Consider the following 18,947-nt stretch of genomic DNA (forward strand, 5'->3'; position numbering starts at 1 on the left):
TTACCGGCCGGGGCCGGTGACCACGCATTCGCAGTCGAAGTCGGTCTGCAAACCCGGTGGCAGCTCGTCGCCGCGAAAGATGCCCGCACCGGCGGTGGTGTTCGACAGGGCGTCCGCCGCCAAGATCACGGCCGCGCCCGTCCATGTGGTGCGCTCTTCCGGCCACCGTTTGCCGTCGGCGAAAACCAGTCCCGTCCAATAAGATCCGTCATCCTCGCGCAGATGCTGCATCGCGGCGAACTGACGGTAGGCGTCGGAGTGCTGTCCGATCGCGTCCAGCGCCATCACCAGCTCGCATGTTTCGGCGCCCGTCACCCACGGGCGGTCGCCGACGCACCGGATGCCCAGGCCGTCGACCACGAAGGCATCCCAACGCTGCTTGATGCGCGCGGCCGCCGCCGGGCCACGCAAGGCGCTACCGAGGATGGGGTAGTACCAGTCCATCGAGTAGCGGTCCTTTTCGGTGAACGCCTCGGGATGCGCGGAGATAGCGTGCCCCAGACGGCCGAGCGCCAACTCCCACTCCGGCTGCGGGTCGCCGACCAACGCGGCCAGGGCAAGCGCACAGCGGATGCTGTGGTAGATGCTCGAGCACCCGGTCAGCAGGGCCTCCGGCAACACACCGGCTTCGCTTCGGGCCCAACCGATCTCGCCATACCCGACCTGCATGTCGATGACGAAGTCGATCGCTTTGTGCACCACCGGCCACATTTCCGCCGCGAATGACTCGTCGCCGGTGACCAGCACGTGGTGCCACACCCCGGCGCCGATGTAGGCGCAGAAATTGCTGTCGCTGTTGTCGTCTTCGATGACCCCCGACCGGAATTGGATGGGCCAGGATCCATCCGAGCGCTGGGTGCGCCGGCTCCAGTCGAACGCGGCGCGCGCCGGCTCCAGCAGTCCGGCGGTGGTCAGCGCCATCGCGCACTCGATGTGGTCCCACGGATCGGTGTGCCCGCCCTCGAACCAGGGGATGGCACCAGTCGATTCCTGTGCGGCGGCGATGGAAAGCGCGGTCTGGCGGCACTGCTCGGGAGTCAACACCCCCGCAACGGCTGGCACACTAGACCGATGCAACTGAATATCCCTCAGTCGCCTGGCTTTTCGCCTCCTGCGGCTTGACGAAGTACATCGCTACGCTCTTGCCCACCAGCGGGTTGAGCAGCGACTCCGCCAGCTGGGTGATCTTGGGCCGCTGCATCAGGTCCCAAACCAGGAGCTTGTGGTAGGCGGTCACCGCGGGGTGGTCGGTGTTCTCCACTCCCACAGCGCATTTGAGCCACCAGAAGGGGGAGTGCAGCGCATGGGCGTGATGGGTGTGGGTCAGTGCCATTCCGTCGCGGGCGATCTTGCCGCGCAGCTCGCTGGCCCGGTAGATGCGTACGTGGCCACCCTCGTTGGCGTGGTACTCGTCGGACAGCAACCAGCACAGGCGCTCGGGCAGCCACCGTGGGACGCTGACCGCCAGCGTGCCACCGGCTTTGAGCACTCTGATCAGCTCGGCGATCGCCACGTCGTCGTCGGGAATGTGCTCCAGGATCTCCGAAGCGATGACGCAGTCGAACGTCTCGTCGGCGTAGGGCAACTTCAGCGCATCACCGACGACCACCTTCGCCGAGGCACCGGCGGGCGCCTCGCCGGCTTCGGCCATCGCGCGCAAAATGGTGTCCACCGAACGCAATTCGGCCTCGTCGCGATCGAAGGCCACGACGTCGGCGCCGCGGCGATACGCTTCGAACGCGTGCCGGCCGGCTCCGCAACCCACGTCGATGACCTTGCTCGACGGTCCGATCCCCAGCCGGTCGAAATCGACTGTCAGCATGGCGCTTCGCTCTGCGCGTTGCGTGCGATCGCCCGCTCGTAGACCCGAACGGTTTGCGCGGCCACGGCTTCCCAGCTGAAGACGTTGACGGCGCGGGTTCGTCCCGCCTTCCCGAGGCTGCGGCGCTTTTCCGGTGAGTCCAGCAGTTCACCGAGCGCGTGGGTCAGCGCATCGACGTCGGCGGGCGGCACCAGTTCGGCGCAAGCACCGTCGGTCCCGAGGACTTCCGGCAGGGCACCGACCCGGCTGGCGACGATCGGGGTGCCGCTGGCCATGGCTTCCACGGCTGGGAGCGAAAAGCCTTCGTAGAGCGACGGAATGCAGGCGACCTCCGCGGAGGCGAACAGGGCGGCCAGCTCGGCGTCGGACAGCCCGCTGGTGATGTGCACGATGTCGGAGATCCCGAGTTCGGCGATGAGTTTGTGGGTCGGGCCGTTGGGTTCCACCTTGGCAACCAGCCGCAGCTCGAGATCACGCACGGTGCGCAGCCGGGCGACCGCTTGCAGCAGGGTGCGGACGCCCTTGAGCGGGGTATCGGCACTGGCGATCGCGATGATGCGGCCGGGCTCGCGGGGGCCCGATCCCGGTTTGAACAGTTCGGTGTTCACGCCCAGCGGCACCACGTGAAGTTGGTCGGGCGCGACGCCGAAGTCGGCGATGATGTCGGACGCGGACGACGAGGAGACCGTCAACAGGTCGGGGATGTGGCGGGCGACCTCCTGCTGCATGTCCAAGAACCCATACCAGCGGCGCACCAACGGTTTTCGCCACCATCGCGCTGCCGCCAGATCCAGCACCCGGTCGCGGGTGATCGGGTGGTGCACGGTGGCCACCACGGGAAGTCCCGCCTCGGCGATGCGCAGCAATCCGGTGCCCAGGCTCTGGTTGTCGTGGACGACGTCGAAATCGGCTGTGCGCTGGGCAAGTAACCGCGCGGCCCGCATCGTGAACGTCCGCGGTTCGGGAAAGCCCGCGGTCCACGTGGTGAGCAATTCCCGCAGGTCGATCGAGTCGCGAATCTCGCTGGGCCGCGGCACCCGGAACGGGTCGGGTTCCCGGTACAGGTCGAGGCTGGGCACTTCGGTGAGCCGGACCCGCGGGTCGAGCAGGTCGGGATACGGCTGGCCGGAGAACACCTCGACGTCGTGGCCGAGCTCCACCAGGCCGTGGCTGAGATGGCGCACGTAGACGCCCTGTCCGCCGCAATGTGTCTTACTACGGTAGGACAGCAGGGCAATTCGCATACTCAACTCTTCTTTGCTGGAAAATGACCGCGGAATGGCGCCGAATACATCGCGGTCAACGGACTCCCGAACTCCGCGACAGCAAACTGGACATGTGTCCAGACTATAGTTCGATCACCTAATCGTGCGCAACGAGCCGGAAACCCACCGTCCCTCGCGCAGGCGGCCCCCGGGATGTCCGACACGCAAAGATCATGCCACTGGCCGGTGTCCGCCCGCTTTCCGACCGGTCGGTTCCGCACGCGAGGCGCCTCGGCCCAGCGGCGCTGACCGGCGAAGATCGCTCTGAGGAAGGCCCGTGCCTTTTGTTACCATCGCGCGGTGCGGGATTCGGCCGGACCGGGTGGACGCGGCGATCGGTGGTCGCCGTCGAGGCGCGAGGTCCTCAAATACGCCGGCGCCTATGTCGTGGCGCCGGCCCTGCTCAGCCTGGGCGCGGTGGCGGCAAGCCCCGCCGCCCCGAAAGCCTCGGCGGCCGGCATGAGGCTGATCGATTTCGCCGAGCGCAGGATCGCACCGGAGGAGATCAAGTCGGGGGGCTATGACGGCGTGGTGAACTACGTGTCGCAGTCGCGGCCGGGTGCCAACTTCGAAGCCAAGCCGCTGACCCGGGAGTACGCCGATGCGCTGCGCGCGGCGGGCCTGCATATCGTCAGCAACTTCCAATACGGCAAGCCCGGTTGGCCGGACCCGTCGGATCTCACCCGCGGCTATGACGGCGGCGTCGCGGACGCCCACACGGCCATGCAGCTGCACTCGGCGGCCGGCGGCCCGAACTCGGCCCCGATCTTTTTCAGCGTCGACGATGACATCGACGCCAACACGTGGAATAGCGTTGCCGTCCAATGGTTTCGAGGCATCAACTCGGTGCTGGGTGTGGGTCGCACCGGCATCTACGGGCATGCCCGGGCGTGCGGGTGGGCCATCAGGGACGGGGTGATCGGGCCGTCCACCAGCGCCGGGCACCAGTGGGCGTGGCAGACCAGGTCGTGGTCGCACGGCGAGCGCGAACCCGCCGCTGTGCTCTACCAAACGGTCGTCAACAGCCCGGGAAATCCGGGCCCGCTGCTGGGCGGCATCAATGTCGACGTCGACGATGTCCTCGCCGCCGATTTCGGGCAGTGGGACCTGGATCGCTGACCTGGACATCCTTCTCCGCCACACGAGACATAAACCAGGGCGACCGATCGCGGCGTGTCGTGTGCGTGGTTTACGTGTCGCGAGATCGCGGGCGCATCGTCCATGAAAGAGGGCGGCATGAAGGAACGGCACCCCGCGAGCGCATGGCTCGCGGGGTGCCGTTTCTTGCCGGTGACCGGGTCTTACTTGAGGTCGAACCGGTCGTTGTTCATGACCTTCACCCACGCCGCGACGAAGTCCTCCACGAACTTGCCGTGGTTGTCGTCCTGGGCGTAAACCTCGGCCAGCGCGCGCAGCACCGAGTTCGAGCCGAACACAAGGTCATTCGGGGTCGCGGTCCACTTGAGCTCGCCGGAGGCCCGGTCGTGCCCTTCGTAGACGTTCTCCGCGGTCTCCGAGGCCTTCCACTCGGTGCCCATGTCGAGCAGGTTGACGAAGAAGTCGTTCGTCAACGCGCCCGGCCGGTCGGTGAACACACCGTGCTTGCTGCCGCCGTGGTTGGCGCCCAGCGCGCGCAGCCCGCCGACGAGCACCGTCAGCTCCGGACCGGTCACACCCAGCATGTAGGCCCGGTCCAACAAGAGCTGCTCGAGCGGGGCCTTCTCGCCGGGCCGCGCGTAGTTGCGGAACCCGTCGGCCCGCGGTTCGAGCACGGCGAACGACTCCACGTCGGTGCTCTCCTGCGAGGCGTCGGTGCGCCCGGGGGCGAAATGCACCGAGATCTCGTAGCCCGCGTCCTTGGCCGCCTTCTCGACCGCCGCGGAACCGGCCAGCACGATCAGGTCTGCGATCGAGATCTTCTTCCCGCCGGAGGCCGAGGCGTTGAAGTCCTGCTGGATCCGCTCCAGCACGGGCAACACCTTGTCGAGTTCGGAGGGCTCGTTGACCTCCCAGCTCCGCTGCGGCTCGAGTCGCAGCCGCCCGCCGTTCGGGCCACCGCGCTTGTCGGTGTTGCGGTAGCTGACCGCGGCCGACCAGGCGGTCTTGACCAGCTGCTGAACGGAGAGACCGGACGCCAGGACCTTGCTCTTCAGGTCCGCAACGTCCGTCTCGTCGACCAGCGCGTGGTCGACGGCCGGCACCGGGTCCTGCCACAGCTGCGGTTCGGGAATCCACGGCCCCAGGAAGCGGGTGACCGGTCCCATGTCGCGGTGCAGCAGCTTGTACCACGCCTTGGCGAAGGCGTCGGCCAGCTCCTCGGGGTGGTCCAGCCAGCGCCGCGTGATGTCGCGGTAGATCGGGCTTTCCCGCAACGAGATGTCGGTGACCAGCATCGTCGGGGCGCGCCCCGGCCCACCGAACGGATCCGGAATGGTCCCGGCGCCCGCGCCGTCCTTGGCGGTGAACTGCCAGGCCCCGGCGGGGCTCTTGGTGAGCTCCCACTCGTAGCCGTACAGCGTCTCCAGGAAGGAGTTGTCCCACTTGGTCGGCGTCGGCGTCCAGACCACCTCGAGGCCGCTGGTGATGGCGTCCTTGCCCACGCCGCTGCCGAACGAGCTCTTCCAGCCCAGCCCCTGCTGTTCGATCGGGGCTGCCTCAGGTTCCGGACCGACCAGGTCGGCGTCGCCGGCACCGTGCGTCTTGCCGAAGCTGTGGCCGCCGACGATCAGCGCGGCCGTCTCCTCGTCGTTCATCGCCATCCGGCCGAAGGTCTCGCGGATGTCGATCGCCGCCGCGACCGGGTCCGGCTTGCCTTCGGGGCCTTCCGGATTGACGTAGATCAGACCCATGGTGGTGGCACCGTAGGGCTGCGCGAGGTCGCGTTCACCCGAGTAGCGCTTGTCGGTTCCCAGCCACTCTTCCTCTTCACCGAAGAGAATCTCCTCGGGCTCCCAGACGTCTTCGCGGCCGAAGGCGAAGCCGAACGTCTTGAACCCCATGGATTCCAGGGCCGTGTTCCCGGCGAACAGCAGCAGGTCCGCCCAGGAGATCTTGTTGCCGTACTTCTTCTTCAGCGGCCACAGCAGCCTGCGCGCCTTGTCCAGGCTCGCGTTGTCCGGCCAGCTGTTGAGCGGAGCGAAGCGCTGCATGCCCTGGCCGCCGCCACCGCGGCCGTCATAGATGCGGTAGGTGCCGGCGGCGTGCCAGCTCATCCGGATGAACAGGCCACCGTAGTGGCCGTAGTCGGCGGGCCACCAGTCCTGCGAGGTGGTCAGCAGCTTGATCATGTCGGCCTTGAGCGCCTCGACATCAAGCTTGGCGAACTCCTCGGCGTAGTCGAAGTCCTCGCCGAGCGGGTCGGACTGGGGAGCATGCGGGTGCAGGCGCGACACATCGACCTGGTTGGGCCACCAGTCCTGGTTGGTCCGCGGGGCGCTCGACTTGGGCTGCGGTGAAGGGATTGCTGGGTTTTCGCTTTCGCTGTTGCTAGCCGACCCGGCGTCGGGTTGGGGAGGGCGGCTGGCGGATGTATCAGATGACACAGCATTCCTTTCGAGGGTGGGTGAATCGGGCTGCGATCACGGGCTGTGATCTAAGAACCTGTCGTCGAGCAATCGGCACACAGGCCCCAGTAGATGACTTCGGCCTCGTCGAGAACGAAGCCATCGAGAACGTTGTCGTCGTCCGAGGGCGTCAGGCAGGGAGCGTCACCGACGGCGCAGTCGATGTCGGCGATGATCCCGCAGGATCGGCACACGACGTGGTGGTGGTTGTCGCCGACGCGCGATTCGTAGCGCGCGACCATGCCCAGGGGCTGGATGCGCCGAACCAGACCGACGGTGGTCAGCGCATTGAGCACGTCGTACACGGCTTGACGCGAAACATCGGGCAGGCCAACCCGTACCGCCGAGAAGATCGTCTCGGTGTCGGCGTGCGGATTGGCGTCCACGGCTTCCAGCACGGCAACCCTGGGCCGGGTGACCCGCAGATCGGCCATCCGCAACCTGCCCGCGTAATCGGCCGTCGATGACACGCCACCAATATGACGCCTTAATTGGAACGAGTCAAGAGTTTATTGTGAAGTGGGGCACAACACGAGGCGACGAATGAGGTGGATCACCTGCGGGCTCAGGTCGGTTTCAGGGCGCTGCCCTTGCGCCAGTCGTCCCAGCTGAGCGTCCAGTCGCCGTTCTGGGCCAGCGTCAGCGGTGGCCCGCCGCTGTTGCGGACCTCGACTACGTCGCCCGGTACCGAAAAGTCGAAGAACCATTTCGCGTTGTCGGCGTTGAGGTTCAGGCAGCCATGCGACGTGTCGCGGTGGCCCTGGGCCCATACGGTCGCGTCGAGTTCGTGCAGATATATGCCGTCGCTGCTGATCTTGGTCGCCCAGTTGATGGTTTCGCGGTATCCGAGCCGGGAGTTCTTGGGTAGGCCGAAGGTCGAGGAGTCCATGATGACGGGATTGCCCTTGTCCAGCACCGTGTAGACCCCGGACGGGGTCCACAGCGAGATAGTCTTGCCGCCGACGTTTTCCGTGCCGCCCATTCCCATGCTGGTCGGCATCGTGCGCACCAGGTTTCCGTTGTCGAAGACGCTGACCTGGTGGGTGGCGTCATCGGCGATCGAGACGTGTGCGTCGCCGATCCGAAACGAGACCTTGGTGTCGTCCTGCCCGAACAGGCCGTCGCCCAACGCTATTCCGTAGATCTTCGCCTCCGCGGTGACGGTCGTGCCGGGCGCGTAGTAGTGCTCGGGCCGCCAATGAGCGTTCTGGTCGTCGACCCAGTACCAGGATCCCTCGACTTTCGGGTTTGTGGTCACCGACAGTTGTCGCTCGGCGGCGGCGCGATCCGCGATCTTCTCGTCGAAGTGCGCCACGATCACCGTTCCGACGCCGTAGGTGCCGCCGTCGCGCAGCGCGGCCTCCGACGTGGCGGTGAACGACACCTTGGTCTGATTGGACGGCTTCAGCGTGGAAAACGACGAAACCTGCTTGGCCGCAACACCACTGACGCCACTGCTGGTGACGGTCAGGGTGTAGGTGCGTCCGTAGCCCAGCGGGACCGTCGGCTTCCACACCGTGTTGTCGGGTGTCATGACGCCCTCGATCGGCTTGCCGCTCTCGTTGACCATCTCGACACCGGTCAGGGTTCCGTTCTCGGCTTTGACCGTGACCGGGGCGACCGGGTCGACGTCATGCGAGTCGGGGGCGGGAGTGATCGTTATCTGCGCCGGCCCAGCGGTTTTCGCGGGCGCGCCGCCCTGCCCGCAGTGAGCGCCCAGACAATGTGTGGTCGACACAACGTATATCGCGGCCACCGCGGCGACGATCACGCAGACCGCGAGCAAGAGTCGGCGAGGCCGGCTGACCCGCAGGATCCGGCCGACGAACTGATCGCTGTTCTTGGACATCATGAAGCTGCCGAATCCCTGCTTTCTGGTTCTCGCAGGCCTGAGAATTCTGCCCGGCGAAGTCGATGTTGTAGGTGAGGTATCCCGCGACATGCGGTTTTTAAACCGCCCGGGGTAACCGGGGCCGGCAACCGGCGTGCGCGCGAGATCATGGCGTCATGGCCGATGACGAACTCGACAGCCTCTATGAGGTGGCGCCGAAGGAGTTCACCGCGCAACGCACCAAACTGGCCGCCGCCGCCAAACAGCGCGGCGATACCGCCGCGGCGAAACGGATTTCCGCCGCCAACAAACCGACGACGGCCGCCTGGGTCGTCAACCGGCTGGCGCTGCGGCACGCGGACACCCGGCGGCGACTCGCCGACCTCGGGGAGCGACTGCGCGCCGCGCATGCGGCGATGGATGGCGGACGGATCCGGGACCTGACGGCCGAGCAACGCAAACTCATCGACGAGCTCACCCGCAAGGCGCTCGAGGAGGCCGATCTCAAGCAACCGTCGGCGGCGGTGCGCGAAGACCTCACCAGCACGCTGCAGGCCGCCATCGCCGACCCGCAGATCGGGGACCGCCTGGGCCGGTTGACCCGGCCCGAGCAGTGGTCGGGTTTCGGTGGCTTCGGCGAGGCCGCGCCGGAACCGGCGGGGACTCCGAGCGAACCGGCGAAGCGCCCCGGCGCCCCGGCTCCGAAGCGGTCGGCGGACGCCAAGGCGCAAACCGAACGGCGCGAGAAACTGAGCGCGGCCGTCGACACCGCCGAACGCGTCAAGGCCGAGGCCGATGACGCGTTGTCGCTGCGACAAGCCGAACGAGATGGCGCCCGCCGGCGTCGTGACGATGCGGCGCGGGCGTTGCGGGCGGCCGAACGGGAACTCGACCGCGCCGAAACGGACTACGACGAGGCGCGGCAGGTGAGCCGAGCCGCCGCGGAGTCGGTGAAGGAGGCCAAAGCGCGGTTGAAGCGGGCGTGAGCCCGCCGGGTGCGTTTCCACGGGCCGGGCCGGGGTATCAGCAAAGCCGTGACCTCTTTGTGGATGACAGAACGAAGCGAACAGCCCTGGACCGCAAGCCGGCTTGACCAAGGTTCGGTGTCCGCCGATGTCATCGTGGTGGGCGCCGGCATCACCGGCCTGATGACGGCCGTCCTACTGGCCCGCGCCGGCAAGGACGTGCTGGTGCTGGAGGCGCGCACGGTGGGGGCGTGCGCGACCGGGAACACCACCGCCAAAATCAGCCTGCTGCAAGGCAGTCAGCTCTCCAAGGTGCTACCGCGGCATGGCCGGGACCTCGCGCGCGCGTACGTGGACGGCAACCGCGAAGGCCAGGAGTGGGTGCTGGCGCACTGCGAGGCCAACGGCGTCGCCGTGCAGCGCGAGGACGCTTACACCTACGCCCAGTCGGTGCGGGGCGTCCCGCGGGCGCGTGCCGAACTGACCGCGTGTCAGGCGGTGGGCCTGCCGGCGGTGTGGGACGACGACGCCGACGTCCCGTTCCCGTATCACGGCGGGGTGCGGCTGGCCGACCAGGCGCAGTTCGACCCGATGCCCTTCCTCGACTCGCTGGCCGTCGAGCTGCTCGACCGCGGCGGACGGCTGGTCGAGCACACCCGGGTGCGTCGGGTCTCCTGGCGCGGCAAGCAGGTCCGCGTGCAGGTCAACGACGCCGCCGAGCGGGACGTCGAACTGCAGGCTCGCCAGCTGGTGCTGGCCACCGGCATCCCGATCCTGGATCGCGGCGGTTATTTCGCTCGGGTGAAGCCCAGCCGGTCCTACTGCCTGGCCTTCAAGGTTCCGGGCAACATCACCCGCCCGATGATGATCTCCACCGACTCGCCGACCCGTTCGGTGCGGTACGCCCCGGTCGCGGACGGGGAGCGGCTGATCGTGGGCGGCGCCGGTCATACCGTGGGGCGCGAGAAGAGTCCGTCCCAGGCGCTCGACGAACTGTCGGCGTGGGCACGCAAGCACTACCCGGGCGCCGTGCAGACCCACTTCTGGTCGGCGCAGGACTATACCCCGATCGACCATCTACCCTATGTGGGTCCGATCCTGCCGAACAGCGAAACCATCTTTGTCGCAACGGGTTTCAACAAGTGGGGGATGACCAACGGGGCCGCCGCGGCGCTGGCACTGTCGAGCCGCATCCTGGGCGGGCGGATGGACTGGGCCCGCGCGTTCGCCAGCTGGAGTCCGCACGAGTTGACCGGGTTGACGACCGCCCTGCAGGCCAACCTCGAGGTCGGCTTCAACCTGACGAAGGGCTGGATCACCCCGTCGATACGGACTCACCGCCGCAGCCCCGTCAACGGGGAAGGCGGCGTGGTGAGCGGTCCGCCATGGCATTTGGAGGCGCGCTGCCGCGTCGACGGGACCGAGCATCGCGTCTCACCCGTGTGCACGCACCTCGGCGGGATCGTGAACTGGAACGACGCCGACAAGGCGTGGGAGTGCCCGCTGCACGGGTCGCGGTTCGCGCCCGACGGCACCTTGCTGGAAGGGCCGGCCACCCGCGATCTGACCTCGTAGACCGGCGCCCGACTCAGCCCGTCTTGCGAAAGACGAGCCAGCGCAATTCGATTGGGGAGTCGCCACGCTCGACGTCGAACACGTCGAGGCCGCCGGCCCATCCCTCGAACCATCCCGTGGGCGGCCAGGCGTCCGAAGCCGACCGGGCCTTCTCGTATTCGTACGCGGAGTCGTCGGCGATCGGTTCGAGGGGCAGGCCGGCCGCCGCGGCGGCCACCTCGTCGCGGGTGAAAATCATGCTGTTGCACTGCTGGCTGAATTGCACGGCGACGTCGTCGGGGACATAGCCGTCGCGAGCCAGGAAGGTGTTGAACACCAGCCGGCCGCCTTGCGCCAGGCATTCGGTGGCGAGTTCGAACATGCCGCGCAACTCGCGCGTCGTGCGGAAGTCGGACACCACCTCCGAGAGCACCATGAGCTGATAGCGCTCGCGTACACCCTCCATCGCGGTGAAGACATCGCTTTGAATGACGTTCACGCTCAACGATTCGCCGGCGGCGTCGGCGACGATCACCTCCGCGAACTTGGCGGTCATCTCGACCGCATCGACCGGATGCCCGCGCCGGGCCAGGGCCAGCGCGTTGCGTCCGGTGCCCGCGCCGACGTCCAGCACCCGATAGGCCGAAGGGTCGGCCGCCTCGGCCGCCAGGGCGAGCACGCGTGCATCCGGCTCGGTGCCGAACAACGGCGGCGGGCGGACCTGCACCCACTGGTCGTAATCAGCCTCGACCGTGCGCCAGTCCGCTTGGACCCGAAAATTTACGTCCGTCCCGAACGGAGCCTGATACGAGATCAATACCTCCGAACGGGGGGAGGCCTTGAAGGCCTTCGCCAACTCGACTTCCAGCGCCGCCCGCAGCCGCGCGGAGTTTTCGGGGGTGTACCAGACGCCCAGGGTGGCGCAGACGTTGCCGCACAGCGCGACGTACTCGTCGATCAGGGCCGGCACCGCAGGCACCCTGATGTGGCCCTCGGCCGACAAGCGCCGATACAGCCGCCTGATCATCGCTTCGCGCAGCATCAGCGGGTCGAACGACGCATTCGGCGGATCCTGCACCAGAACCTTCTACACGACCTTCCGGCTTTGCACCACCGCTCGGATGAACCGGCGCTCCGCTACGCCCCGCGGGCGGCGCCTTCGAGGAGGTCGCCCGCCGCCGCCACGCTTTCGGCGGGTTTGCTCAGCCGGGTGGCGACCTCCCTGGCGCGGCTGAGGTAGTGCGCAGAACGCACCGAGCGCAGGTCGGCAACCAACGAGTCCAGGGTGGAGGCCGAGAACGCCCGTCCCACGCCGACTTCCAGCTTGCCGATCGCGTCGGCCCAGATCGGTTGATCGAGCCACAGCCAGAGAATCAGCATGGGCACGCCCGCCCGCAGGGCCGCGGCGGTGGTGCCGGCACCGCCGTGGTGCACGATCGCACGGCAGGCCGGAAACACCGCGCCGTGGTTCACCGTCTCCACGATCTTCACGTGGTCGGCGGCCGGGATATGGGTGAAATCGTTTGGGCCGCTGCAGATCAACGCCCGCTCGCCGATCTGCGCACAGGCCGCGCTGATCACGGCGACGGTCTCGGCGGGGGAGGTGACGGGCGTGCTGCCGAATCCGAAATAGATCGGCGGCGTCCCGTCGGCGATCCAGGACAACACCTCGTCGTCGGCGTCGGTGGGCAGACCGAGGGTCAGCGACCCGACGAAGGGCCGCCGGTATCCCGACCTGGCCCATTGTTTGGCCAGCTCGGGCGCCAGCAGCTCGTCGTAGGTCTGGATCTCCACCGGCGATTGCGCCGACGGGGTGCCGGGCAGTCCGAGCGCCCGCCGCTGCGCGCCCTCGGCCGCGCTGGTGACGTCCGACTGCAGCCGGCCCAGTTCCAACGTCTCGGCGGGAAAGAAGTGCAGCGCCGCCAGTGGGATGCCGACATGTTCGGCGACGTTGGCGGCGAGCCGCTGTTCGTTCATCCCGGCCACCAGCAGGTCGGCACCGGCCGCCAACGAGGCCAGCGTCTCGCTCTTGCCGGTCCACACGGTGGTGACCCGCTCGATGACTTGCGGCAACGCGCTCATCGGGTTCTGCACGTTGCGGACGAAGGTGGTGGCCATGTTGATCTGCTCGCGGCTGTCGGGCCCGTAGGCGACCGCAGCAAGCCCCACCGACTCGGCCACGTCGAGCTTGTCGGGCGGGACCGCGATCACGACGTCGTGTCCTCGCCCACGCAGCTCGCGGGCGACGGCAACGCAGGGCTCGACGTCGCCGCGGCTGCCGTAGCCGGCCAGCACAATTTTCATCAACAGACCTCACTCGCGGGGATGGGATCAAATCCAAGCAGAAGGGAGGGCCGCCCGACTTGCTGGGCGCGCGCCTACCCCGCTGACCACGGATTTGTCGACGGGCAGGCTGCGGGCAACTGCGCGGGAGCGGCGAGCGCGGCCCGGGCAGATGCCGTTGAGAGCCCGCTGAGAGTGATTTGCGCAATACGAGCAGAACCCTTGTGAGTTTCCGCCGTCATGTGCAGGTAACCTATCGTTAACCCACGGCAACAGTTTCGCTGTAATCGTTGACGTGGGGGCACCTGCAACGCGTAAGACCGGTCCGCTAGCGCTGGGGACGGTCTTATTCGGCCGTCTTCGTTCGCGGCACTGGCAGCACCGGAGGGAATGCGATTTGTTTGCTGCTCGGCTGGTTATCCCCATACGACGCGCATCGAGGTCGTCGAGGCCCTCGCGGTCAGTGAAGGCAATCGGAGGAGAACGACATGGACTTCGCGGTACTACCGCCGGAGGTTAACTCCGCGCGGATGTACGCCGGTCCGGGGTCGGGACCGATGCTGGCCGCCGCGATGGCCTGGGACGAACTGGCCGCCGCGCTGCAATCGACCGCGACCTCATACGAGGCCGAGATCACGGCTTTGACCTCCGGCCCGTGGGTGGGCCCGTCGGCGGCGTCCATGGTCGCCGCGATCACCCCCTACCTGGACTGGATGCGGGCTACCGGCGCCCAGGCCGAAGAGGCCGCCAACCAGGCCAGAACCGCGGCGTTCGCCTACGAGACGGCGTTCGCCGAGACGGTGCCGCCCCCGGTGGTCACGGCCAACCGCACCCTGCTGGCAACGCTCGTCGCCACCAACGTTCTCGGGCAGAACACGCCCGCGATCGCCACGACCGAGGCGGAATACGCCGAGATGTGGGCGCGCGACACCGGGGCCATGTTCGGCTACGCGGGTTCTACCGCCGCGGCGACGCGGCTGACCCCGTTCACCCCACCCGACCAGACGACCAACTCCGACGTCGCGCAATCCGAGGCGGTAGCCCAGGCCACCGGCACCGCGGCCGGTAGCACGCGTAATGCCGTGGCCCAGCAGTCGTTCTCCGCGGTGCCCAACCTGCTGAGCAGCGCCGCGTTCGGCCCGGCCGCCGTCGACCCGACGTCGGCGACCGACCTGCTGAACCTCGAGGCCGACCTCATCACGGTTTTCCTTGACGCGCCGGCCGCCGTCGCCGGCCTCGGCGTCGACTCGCCCTCGGCCGCGATCGCGCTTCCCTTCGACATCGCCGGCGCGCTCACCGGTTTCCACACCGACGACATCGTGAGTGGTTGGGCCGGGGTGCAGTCCTGGCCGGGCACGGGCGCCGTGCCGCCGTCGCCGTTTCCGGTCATCACGAACCCGGCGGGGGGCTTCGGAACGTTGGCGTCGGCGGGCCTGGGCCAGGCGAACACGGTCGGCGGCCTCTCGGTGCCGCCGGGCTGGACAGCGGCCGCCCCGGCAATTCGCCCGGCCGCCCTGGTGCTTCCGACCACCACCGCCGGTGCCGCCGCGGAGGCGGCCGCCGCGGCCGCGCCCAGCGGCGCCGGGAGCCTGTTCGGCGAGATGGCCGTGGCGAGCATGGCCGGGCGCGCAATGGCCGGCACCGGCGGTGCGCTGGGTCGCGAGCGGGCCCGGACCGCCGACGCCGGCAAGGCCAAGCGCGAGCCGAAGAAGGACCCGGCGAACGAGCCGGCCGCGCCGCAGGTTGTGGCCGGGGGTCCCATCACCAGCATCGCCGCCGAGTTGCGCGAACTCGCGTCGCTGCGTGACGCGGGGATTTTGACGCAGCAGGAATTCGAAGAGCAGAAAAAGCGCCTGCTGCCGAGCTGATCCGGGCACAACGGTTCACCGGTCAATCAGCCATGGCGGCGCGGTACGGGTGTTACCGTTTGCTGGCCATCCGACCGTCGACGGGATTCTCCTAGCCCTCATGTTCACCTTCCGGCTCGCCCGAGTGGCGGTGGCGGGCGCGTGCATCGCCCTGACCGGTGCGCCGCTGGTGGCGTGCGGCTCCGCCCCGCCGGCGTCCACGGCCGTTACCACCTCAGTGACGAAAGTCGTTGCGGCACAGAGCAGTACACCTCTCGCCCGTTCGGGCGGCCCTGCGCCGACGACGGCATCCGGCGTGTACGGCGACCCCGCCGCCGCGGCGAAGCACTGGGTGGCGCAGTCGCTCGAGGACAACTGCGGCCTCGTCTCGGTCGCCGACGTCGTGGGTGAACTCACCGGCAACGCGCCGACCGAGCGGCAGATGCTGGACCTGGCGGAGTCGACACCGTCGGGGGCCAATCCGGGGCCTATCTACGCGCCGCGCAACGACCCGAGCCACTCCGGACCGGACAGCGGCGTCTCGATGGCCGACTTGGTCATCCTGCTCGACCACTTCGGTATCAAAGCGGAGATGACCGCGGAGTCCGACCGGGATCGCAACGGCCTGCCCCTGCTCGAGCAATATCTGGCGCAGGACCGCAAGATCATCGCGTTCGTCAACTCCTCGGTGATCTTGAACGCCGACGACCAGCGCACCAAGGCCGACCACTTCCTGGTCGTCACCGGCATCGACACGGGCAGAGATATCGTTCATCTCAACGACCCCGGCATCGACCACGCCGACGAACAGGTCAGCGTCACCGCGTTCATGGCCGCCTGGCAGACCAGTGATCAGTCGATCGTCGTCACGGCGTCCCGCGGCTGATCACTGGTAACGCCAGGCGGTTTCGGGCACAGTGTGCAGTACTACCGAGCGAGGTACCTCATGGAGAAGTCGTCCGTCCCCAACGCTTCCGGGGCGGTGCCGATGCGGGTGCAGGCATTGCTTCGGTATCCGGTCAAGTCGATGCTGGGCGAGACCCTCGATTGCCTGCCGGTCGACGAGCGTGGCGCCGACGGCGACCGGCGATTGGCACTGCTCGACGGCGAAACGGGGCACGTGGCCAGCGCCAAGAATCCCCGGCTATGGCGCGATCTCCTGACGTGCACCGCGCATGCGGACGCCCGGGGAGTGCGCATCAGGCTGCCCGATGGGACCGACGTGGCCGCCGACGATCCCGGCGTCGACGAGCTGATCTCCCGCTTGACCGGACGGCGGGTGCGGCTGATCGCCCAGCGCCCCGACGGTGCGACACTGGTGCGCCCCGATCCGGAGCAACTGCTCGAACTCGGTCTGGACGCCGAGGTCGGTGGCCGCATTCTGCGGATCGCCGCCACCACCCCGGGTGAATCGTTCACCGACGAGGCCCCGTTGCATGCGATCACGACGGCCACCCTTGAGCACATCGGTGTGGAGGCGCTGCGCTACCGCCCGAATGTGGTGATCGCGACACCGCCCGACTATCCGCCATACGCCGAAAACGAGTGGGTTGGCGGCGAAATGGCCGTGGGTGAGACGCGGTTGCGCGTCCTGACGGCCACGTCACGCTGCGTGGTGCCCACGCTCGAGCACGGCCCGTTACCCCGGGCTCCGCAGGCGCTTCGGATCCCCGCCGCCGATAACCGTTTGGACACAGGCGGTCACGGCAAACAGGCGTGCGCGGGCGTTTACCTCGCCGTGGTGACCAACGGCGTCATCCGCGTCGGTGACGCCGTCACTGTCGCGCCATAGACCGGCCGTCCGGATCGGCTCACCGCCTTCGTGGCGTCAGCCACCGAGATTGCGCACCGCCGTGTCGAGTTCTTCGGCCTGTTCGACCAACTCGCGGTCGGACAGCTCTGCGTGCCCGACTCGCTGCACCAGTTCCTCGCGCGTCGCGACCTGCAGGGCGCCCCGGTACTCGTCGGAGTTCAGATCCGCCGGCGCGACGACCGCGGCACGCCCCTCGACCACCACCAGCGCTGTGTCCGCGTCCTTGCTGGCGAGCAATCGCCGGACGTCGTCGGCACCGATGGTCATGAGCCACCCCGCCCGGTTCGTTGTTGCAGCTCGTCGATCAAGCGGGAGGCCTGGGCCTTGGTGAGATTCTCGGGGACCTGTTCGCCCGCTTCTTGCGCCAGCGTGTTCAAGTAGCTGCGCTGCGGGCCGGTCATGGGCTCGTCGCCGGTCACCCACTGCGACTGGTCCTTCTCCGGATTCTCCTGTGGCGCCTGCGCGGCATCGTCGGACATGCATTTGGCTATGCCCGCTACCCGGCCAACGTAATCAGGAGCCGGCGCGAAAGGTTTCGGCATGCTAGCCCGCCGCCCCGGTCATCTTCATCACCAGCAACACCGCCACCGCGATGAACACGAGGACGAAGACGCCGACGGCGACCACGGTCAGCACGAGACTGGGAGTGAATCGTCGGGTGTTCGGCGGCTGCGGCGCAGACACCCCCGAGGTCTGGGGCGCGGCCGGGGGGGTGGCGCCCGGTGCGGTGCCTCCTCCGGGCTCGAGGCCGGGGATCTGCGTCGGGTCAGGATCGGGAGGTTGCGCGGTCATGATCGGCTGCGGCCCTTTCGTCGCGGGCGGCGCTGGGGACATTCGGTCGCATCGCCACCCGAATGCAGTTGTCCTTCTTGTTCTTGAACAGCTCGTAGGCCCGCACCCCGTCCTCCAGCGACACGTCGTGGGTGATCAGCTTGGCGGGGTCGAGGTCGCCCTGCTCGACGTAATCGAACAGCCGGGTTATATAGCGTTGTCCGTGTTGTTGAGCGGTTTTCAGGGTGAGGCCCTTATTGGTCAACACCCCAGTCGGGAACTTGTCGGTCAAGCCGTATACCCCGAGCACGGACACCACTCCACCTTTGCGGCAGGCCAGGATCGCCTGGCGAAGCGCGGAAGCGCGGTCGGTCTCCATGCGCAGCAGTTGCTTGGCCCGGTCGTAGAGCTGCTGCACCCCGGTGCCGTGGCCCTCCATGCCGACGGCGTCGATGCAGCCATCGGGTCCGCGGCCGCCGGTCATCTCCCTGAGCGTCTCGTGCACACTGTCGACCGCCTTGTAGTCGATGGTCTCCAGCCCGAACTCGTTGCGCGCCAGGGCCAACCGCTCCGGGATGCGGTCGATGACGATGGCCCGCTCGGCGCCCAACAGCAGGGCGCTCCTGGCGGCCATCAGGCCGACGCCGCCGGCACCCCAGACCGCGACGGTGTCGCCACCGGCGATGTCGCAGAAGTCGGCGCCCATGAAGCCGGTGGGCACCGCGTCGGATAAGAACAGCGCCTGCTCGTCGGTGATATCACCGGGAATCGCAAAGCAATTCGCGTCGGCGAAAGGCACCCGGACGTATTGGGCGTGCGAACCCGCGTAGCCACCGAACGGGTGCGTGTATCCGTAGATACCGCCGGACGGGTATCCCAACAACGGCTGTTGCAGTTCGGCATTGGGATTCGTTGTATCGCAACACGAATACATTTCATGATCGCAATACCAGCACTGGTTGCATGCGATGAAGGACGGCACCACGACGCGGTCGCCGACTTTGGTGTCGCGCACCTGCGGACCCGTCTCCGCCACCACCCCCATGAATTCATGGCCGAACACGTCGCCGGCCCGCATGCCCGGCAGATAGCCGTCGATGAAGTGCAAGTCCGACCCGCAGGTCGTGGTGAGCCGGACTTCGACGATCACGTCGTGCGGGTTCAGGATTTTCGGGTCATCGACCGTTTCCACGGACAGGTCATTGACGCCGTTCCAGCACAGTGCACGCATGT

General features: G+C 67.8%; 18 protein-coding genes. 6 read left to right on the forward strand and 12 right to left on the reverse strand.

The window, feature by feature from the left end:
- From A5659_RS20450 to A5659_RS20460, 3 genes are read right to left on the reverse strand one after another with little or no spacing between them, the layout of a single operon-like run.
- On the reverse strand, positions 1–1,077 hold the full coding sequence (locus A5659_RS20450; protein ID WP_067183802.1) for a prenyltransferase: 1,077 nt from the start codon (positions 1,075–1,077) through the stop codon (positions 1–3).
- Positions 1,064–1,822, reverse strand: a complete 759-nt coding sequence (locus A5659_RS20455; RefSeq protein WP_066863162.1) for a class I SAM-dependent methyltransferase — start codon at positions 1,820–1,822, stop codon at positions 1,064–1,066. Before A5659_RS20455 ends, A5659_RS20450 begins: the two co-directional genes overlap by 14 nt.
- The gene (locus A5659_RS20460) at positions 1,816–3,066 is read right to left on the reverse strand and encodes a glycosyltransferase family 4 protein (protein WP_066863159.1); all 1,251 of its coding nucleotides are present in this window, start codon (positions 3,064–3,066) and stop codon (positions 1,816–1,818) included. Before A5659_RS20460 ends, A5659_RS20455 begins: the two co-directional genes overlap by 7 nt.
- A 321-nt stretch (positions 3,067–3,387) precedes the next feature.
- Between A5659_RS20460 and A5659_RS20465 the strand changes: the two genes are divergently transcribed.
- Complete coding sequence (locus A5659_RS20465; RefSeq protein ID WP_067183806.1) at positions 3,388–4,206, forward strand: DUF1906 domain-containing protein; 819 nt, start codon at positions 3,388–3,390, stop codon at positions 4,204–4,206.
- Positions 4,207–4,388: 182 nt separating this feature from the next.
- On the opposite strand, the gene katG is transcribed toward A5659_RS20465, so the two are convergent.
- From katG to A5659_RS20480, 3 genes are all read right to left on the reverse strand, one after another.
- Positions 4,389–6,629 (reverse strand): catalase/peroxidase HPI, encoded by a 2,241-nt coding sequence (gene katG / locus A5659_RS20470; protein ID WP_066863153.1) that lies wholly within the window; start codon positions 6,627–6,629, stop codon positions 4,389–4,391.
- A gap of 50 nt (positions 6,630–6,679) precedes the next feature.
- Positions 6,680–7,120, reverse strand: a complete 441-nt coding sequence (locus A5659_RS20475) for a Fur family transcriptional regulator (protein ID WP_156749292.1) — start codon at positions 7,118–7,120, stop codon at positions 6,680–6,682.
- Between the two features lie 95 nt (positions 7,121–7,215).
- Positions 7,216–8,502 carry an Ig-like domain-containing protein gene (locus tag A5659_RS20480; protein ID WP_066876747.1) on the reverse strand — a complete coding sequence of 429 codons (1,287 nt, stop codon included), beginning with the start codon at positions 8,500–8,502 and terminating at the stop codon, positions 7,216–7,218.
- A gap of 155 nt (positions 8,503–8,657) precedes the next feature.
- Between A5659_RS20480 and A5659_RS20485 the strand changes: the two genes are divergently transcribed.
- Together A5659_RS20485 and A5659_RS20490 are read left to right on the forward strand one after the other, a co-directional pair.
- On the forward strand, positions 8,658–9,467 hold the full coding sequence (locus tag A5659_RS20485; protein WP_066876749.1) for a hypothetical protein: 810 nt from the start codon (positions 8,658–8,660) through the stop codon (positions 9,465–9,467).
- Positions 9,468–9,530: 63 nt separating this feature from the next.
- Complete coding sequence (locus A5659_RS20490) at positions 9,531–11,021, forward strand: FAD-dependent oxidoreductase (RefSeq protein ID WP_067020655.1); 1,491 nt, start codon at positions 9,531–9,533, stop codon at positions 11,019–11,021.
- A 13-nt stretch (positions 11,022–11,034) separates the two neighbouring features.
- Here the strand turns inward: A5659_RS20490 and A5659_RS20495 are convergent, their stop codons facing one another.
- Both A5659_RS20495 and A5659_RS20500 read right to left on the reverse strand, forming a co-directional pair.
- Positions 11,035–12,078, reverse strand: a complete 1,044-nt coding sequence (locus A5659_RS20495; protein ID WP_067020623.1) for a bifunctional 2-polyprenyl-6-hydroxyphenol methylase/3-demethylubiquinol 3-O-methyltransferase UbiG — start codon at positions 12,076–12,078, stop codon at positions 11,035–11,037.
- A 59-nt stretch (positions 12,079–12,137) separates the two neighbouring features.
- Positions 12,138–13,304, reverse strand: coding sequence for a glycosyltransferase (locus A5659_RS20500; protein ID WP_067183810.1), 1,167 nt, complete (start codon positions 13,302–13,304; stop codon positions 12,138–12,140).
- A 467-nt stretch (positions 13,305–13,771) separates the two neighbouring features.
- On the opposite strand from A5659_RS20500, the gene A5659_RS20505 reads away from it, so the two are divergent.
- The 3 genes from A5659_RS20505 to A5659_RS20515 all read left to right on the forward strand — a co-directional run bounded on the left by A5659_RS20505 (position 13,772) and on the right by A5659_RS20515 (position 16,922).
- Positions 13,772–15,151: a PPE domain-containing protein gene (locus A5659_RS20505; RefSeq protein ID WP_067183813.1), complete on the forward strand. Its 1,380-nt coding sequence runs from the start codon at positions 13,772–13,774 to the stop codon at positions 15,149–15,151.
- Between the two features lie 100 nt (positions 15,152–15,251).
- Positions 15,252–16,016 carry a C39 family peptidase gene (locus A5659_RS20510; RefSeq protein ID WP_067183816.1) on the forward strand — a complete coding sequence of 255 codons (765 nt, stop codon included), beginning with the start codon at positions 15,252–15,254 and terminating at the stop codon, positions 16,014–16,016.
- Between the two features lie 60 nt (positions 16,017–16,076).
- Positions 16,077–16,922 carry an MOSC domain-containing protein gene (locus A5659_RS20515; RefSeq protein ID WP_067183819.1) on the forward strand — a complete coding sequence of 282 codons (846 nt, stop codon included), beginning with the start codon at positions 16,077–16,079 and terminating at the stop codon, positions 16,920–16,922.
- A gap of 36 nt (positions 16,923–16,958) precedes the next feature.
- Here the strand turns inward: A5659_RS20515 and A5659_RS20520 are convergent, their stop codons facing one another.
- The 4 genes from A5659_RS20520 to A5659_RS20535 form a co-directional block, all read right to left on the reverse strand.
- Positions 16,959–17,210 (reverse strand): hypothetical protein, encoded by a 252-nt coding sequence (locus A5659_RS20520; RefSeq protein WP_066863124.1) that lies wholly within the window; start codon positions 17,208–17,210, stop codon positions 16,959–16,961.
- Positions 17,207–17,422: a DUF3072 domain-containing protein gene (locus tag A5659_RS20525; protein WP_066863121.1), complete on the reverse strand. Its 216-nt coding sequence runs from the start codon at positions 17,420–17,422 to the stop codon at positions 17,207–17,209. Before A5659_RS20525 ends, A5659_RS20520 begins: the two co-directional genes overlap by 4 nt.
- Before the next feature lie 64 nt (positions 17,423–17,486).
- Complete coding sequence (locus tag A5659_RS20530) at positions 17,487–17,735, reverse strand: DUF6480 family protein (protein WP_066863117.1); 249 nt, start codon at positions 17,733–17,735, stop codon at positions 17,487–17,489.
- Positions 17,710–18,945 carry a zinc-dependent alcohol dehydrogenase gene (locus A5659_RS20535; protein ID WP_066863114.1) on the reverse strand — a complete coding sequence of 412 codons (1,236 nt, stop codon included), beginning with the start codon at positions 18,943–18,945 and terminating at the stop codon, positions 17,710–17,712. Before A5659_RS20535 ends, A5659_RS20530 begins: the two co-directional genes overlap by 26 nt.
- Positions 18,946–18,947: the final 2 nt, after the last annotated feature.

The organism is Mycobacterium sp. 1165196.3 (assembly GCF_001673415.1).
In the GTDB taxonomy this organism is placed as follows: Bacteria; Actinomycetota; Actinomycetes; order Mycobacteriales; family Mycobacteriaceae; genus Mycobacterium; species Mycobacterium europaeum_A.